We start from the raw sequence: 3,539 nt of genomic DNA on the forward strand, positions 1-3,539 counted from the left end.
GGTCAGGGGTGACGCGTGACATCGGCTCTACTCTGGCATGCCGCGCGGGCGACGGCAGTCCGATACCGCCCCGGGACCGCGGCGAGTTCCCTGATCCACCGGCTCGGCGGCGCGGATCCGGTTTAGCCTCGGCCCAGGACGCGACCTTTCCTGTCGCGGCACAGACCGCTCGGAGGAAGCCGTGAACGCTCCGTATCCGCCGCCCCCGCCGCCACCGGCCGCCGGTCGGGACCGGACCACCCTCTGGGGCGTCCTGGGGATCATCACCGGCCTGCTCTGCTGCGGCATCCTGGGCATCGTCTTCGGCTACCTGTCGATCCGGGACGCGAAGCGCTCCGGCAAGTCCCCGCTGCTCGGCTGGCTGGCCATCGCGTTCGGCGTCATCAACATCATCGCCAGCGCCATCATCCGGACGCGGGGCAACTACTACACCCCCTACTGGTACCGGTAGGAAGCGTGAGGGGGCCGACCGGACCCGGTCGACCCCCTCGGCACGTCATGCGACCGCTCAGCGGCCGGACATGATCTCCCGCATCAGCTTGGCGGTCTCGGTCGGGGTCTTGCCGACCTTCACGCCGACCGCCTCCAGCGCCGCCTTCTTGGCGTCGGCGGTGCCCGCCGAGCCGGAGATGATGGCGCCCGCGTGGCCCATGGTCTTGCCGGGCGGGGCGGTGAAGCCGGCGATGTAGCCGACCACCGGCTTGGTGACGTTGGCCTTGATGAACTCGGCCGCCCGCTCCTCGGCGTCACCGCCGATCTCACCGATCATGACGATCGCGTCGGTCTCCGGGTCCGCCTCGAAGGCGGCCAGGGCGTCGATGTGCGTGGTGCCGATGATCGGGTCACCGCCGATGCCGACGCAGGTGGAGAAGCCGATGTCGCGCAGCTCGTACATCATCTGGTAGGTCAGCGTGCCGCTCTTGCTGACCAGGCCGATCCGGCCGGAGCCGGTGATGTCGGCCGGGATGATGCCGGCGTTGGACGCGCCCGGCGAGGCGATGCCCGGGCAGTTCGGGCCGATGATCCGGGTCCGCTCGCCCTGGGACACGTTGTACGCCCAGAACGCGGCGGTGTCGTGCACCGGCACGCCCTCGGTGATCACCACGGCCAGGTCGATGCCGGCGTCGATCGCCTCGACCACGGCGGCCTTGGTGAACTGCGGCGGCACGAAGATGACCGTGACGTCCGCCCCGGTCTCCTTCATGGCGTCCGCGACGGACGCGAAGACCGGCAGCTCGGTGCCGTCGAAGTCGACCTTCTGGCCCGCCTTGCGCGGGTTGACGCCGCCGACGACGTTGGTGCCGGCGGCGAGCATCCGCCGGGTGTGCTTGGAACCCTCGGAACCGGTCATCCCCTGCACGATGACCTTGGAGTCCTTGGTCAGCCAGATAGCCATTGTCAGACCCCCGCAGCTGCCAGCTCGGCGGCCCGCTCGGCCGCGCCGTCCATGGTGTCGACCCGCTGGATCAGCGGGTTGTTCGCGCCGTCGAGAATCGCCCGACCGGCCTCGGCGTTGTTGCCGTCGAGGCGGACGACGAGCGGCTTGGTGGCCTTCTCGCCGCGCTGCTCGAGCAGCGCCAGCGCCTGCACGATGCCGTTGGCGACCGCGTCGCAGGCGGTGATGCCGCCGAAGACGTTGACGAAGACGCTCTTCACCGACGGGTCGGAGAGGACGATCTCCAGGCCGTTCGCCATGACCTCGGCGCTCGCGCCGCCGCCGATGTCGAGGAAGTTGGCCGGCTTGACGCCGCCGTGCCGCTCACCCGCGTACGCGACCACGTCGAGGGTGGACATGACCAGACCCGCGCCGTTGCCGATGATGCCGACCTCGCCGTCGAGCTTGACGTAGTTGAGGTCCTTCTCCTTGGCGGCCTGCTCCAGCGGGTCCACCGACGCCTGGTCGACCAGGGCCTCGTGGTCCGGGTGCCGGAACGCGGCGTTCTCGTCGAGGGTGACCTTGGCGTCCAGCAGCAGCAGCTTGCCGTCCTTGGTCGTGGCCAGCGGGTTCACCTCGACCAGCGTGGCGTCCTCGGCGACGAACGCCTGCCACAGCTTGACCGCGACCTCGACCACCTGGTCGGCGACCTCGGCCGGGAAGCCGGCCGCGCTGACGATCTCGCGCGCCTTGGCCTCGTCCACGCCGGTGTTGGCGTCGATCGGAGCCTTGACGACCTTCTCGGGGGTCTCGGCGGCGACCTGCTCGATGTCCATGCCGCCGGCCACGCTGGCGATGCAGAGGAAGGTGCGGTTCGCCCGGTCGAGCAGGTACGAGAAGTAGTACTCGTCGGCCACGTCCGCGGTCACCGTGATCATGACCTTGTGGACCGTGTGACCCTTGATGTCCATGCCGAGGATGTCGGTGGCGCGGGCCACCGTCTCCTCCGCGCCCTCGGCCAGCTTCACGCCACCGGCCTTGCCGCGGCCGCCGACCTTCACCTGCGCCTTGACGACAACCCGGCCGCCGAGGCGCTCGGCGATCGCGCGGGCCTCCTCCGGGGTAGTGGCGACGCCGCCGGCGAGCACGGGCAAGCCGTGCCGCTCGAACAGGTCCCGCCCCTGGTACTCGTACAGGTCCACGATTGCGCGTCCCGTCCCGTCTCCGCGGCGCGCCGTCGCGCCGCCACCAGCGTTGGAAAATCAGTTTGACGCCTGTCATCAGATGAGACAGGCCATTTGCCGCAGCCTAACGAGATGGGAACCGGGGGCAACCGAGCGGGTGCACGGTGTGCGGTAATGCACAGCCACCACTGCGTCGCGCCGGGGTCAGCCCACCCGGCAGCGACCGGCCGCGTACCCGACCACGGCTCGCATGATCTCGTCCTCGCTCCGGTCGGCGTGGTTGACCGTGGCCGTGAAGCCGGTGCCGAAGAAGGCCTGCTGCATCCCGGAATCGAGCGCGGTGAACGCGCCCAGGCCGCTGCCGACCCGCGGGTCCCGGGGCTTCACGCAGAGCATCTTCTCCAGCCCCCAGCGCCGCAGGTAGATCCGCTCGACCAGCTCCCACGGCAGCCAGATCGCCTGCCCCCGGGTCGGCCGCGTCTTGATCCACAGCCCGGCCGGCCCGAGCGCGAGCACCGGGCCGCCGGAGGAGACCAGCCAGAGCTGGAGGCCCACCGGCACGGCGAAGACGAGCATGACCACCGGGATGATGAAGAGCAGCCCGGCGCCGCCGCCCTCGGACGACGCGGCGAGGCCGATCGGGCAGGTCATCACCAGGCCGATCACCAGGGTCACGAGGCCGAGGCTCAGCGCCCGCTTGCGCAGGCTCGGCCGCACCACGAACGGCAGGTCCTCCGGTATCCGCTTCGCGGTCGGCACGGCCGGCGCCTGCCCCGGCCCGACGCCACCGGGGTGATACGCCTGCTGCGCACCCGGCCAGCCCGTCGCGGGCTGCTGGTACGGCCCGCCATGCTGCTGGTACGGCGCACCGTGCTGCTGCGGGGCGGGCCAACCGGGTGCCGGCTGCTGCTGCGGGGCCGGCCAACCCGGCGCAGGCTGCTGCCGCGGGGCGGGCCAACCCGCCGGGGGCTGCTGCTGCG

At 71.1% G+C, this 3,539-nt stretch carries 4 protein-coding genes; 1 reads left to right on the top strand and 3 read right to left on the bottom strand.

The annotated features are described in order from the left end of the window. Positions 1–181: 181 nt before the first annotated feature. The gene (locus tag F8274_RS30135; RefSeq protein WP_151465736.1) at positions 182–451 is read left to right on the top strand and encodes a DUF2207 domain-containing protein; all 270 of its coding nucleotides are present in this window, start codon (positions 182–184) and stop codon (positions 449–451) included. Positions 452–508: 57 nt separating this feature from the next. Here F8274_RS30135 and sucD read toward each other — a convergent pair whose 3' ends face one another. The 3 genes from sucD to F8274_RS30150 all read right to left on the bottom strand — a co-directional run bounded on the left by sucD (position 509) and on the right by F8274_RS30150 (position 3,318). Next, positions 509–1,396: a succinate--CoA ligase subunit alpha gene (sucD, locus tag F8274_RS30140; RefSeq protein WP_151465738.1), complete on the bottom strand. Its 888-nt coding sequence runs from the start codon at positions 1,394–1,396 to the stop codon at positions 509–511. Positions 1,397–1,398: 2 nt separating this feature from the next. Beyond that, positions 1,399–2,577 (bottom strand): ADP-forming succinate--CoA ligase subunit beta, encoded by a 1,179-nt coding sequence (sucC, locus tag F8274_RS30145; RefSeq protein ID WP_151465740.1) that lies wholly within the window; start codon positions 2,575–2,577, stop codon positions 1,399–1,401. Between the two features lie 186 nt (positions 2,578–2,763). Beyond that, positions 2,764–3,318 carry a hypothetical protein gene (locus tag F8274_RS30150; RefSeq protein ID WP_192580052.1) on the bottom strand — a complete coding sequence of 185 codons (555 nt, stop codon included), beginning with the start codon at positions 3,316–3,318 and terminating at the stop codon, positions 2,764–2,766. Positions 3,319–3,539 lie beyond the last annotated feature (221 nt).

Source organism: Micromonospora sp. AMSO31t, from assembly GCF_008868175.1.
GTDB lineage: Bacteria > Actinomycetota > Actinomycetes > Mycobacteriales > Micromonosporaceae > Micromonospora.